Genomic DNA, 244 nt, shown 5'->3' with positions numbered 1-244 from the left:
ATACTAGACCCCTCTGAATTCGATTATGTCGACGGTGCGCTGATGGCCCATGGACAGAAAATCGATATGGTTTACAATCGATTGGTCGATTTCGCACTTGAGGAGCCTGACCATGCGCTGCTTAAGCAGGCATATCTAGAGGATGCTGTGGTGGTAACACCCAATCCTCATGTACATGCTATGTTGGCCAACAAACACAACTTAACCTTACTATCCGATGCGCAGACATTGCATGCTTGGGGGC

At 48.4% G+C, this 244-nt stretch carries 1 pseudogene; it reads left to right on the top strand.

Features of this window, described 5'->3' with window-relative positions:
• Nucleotides 1-244: pseudogene (locus AAEY88_RS15110) on the top strand (hypothetical protein); the annotation flags it as partial.

Source organism: Psychrobacter sp. CAL346-MNA-CIBAN-0220, from assembly GCF_040309805.1.
GTDB lineage: Bacteria > Pseudomonadota > Gammaproteobacteria > Pseudomonadales > Moraxellaceae > Psychrobacter.
This window is presented reverse-complemented; position numbering and strand designations above follow the sequence as displayed.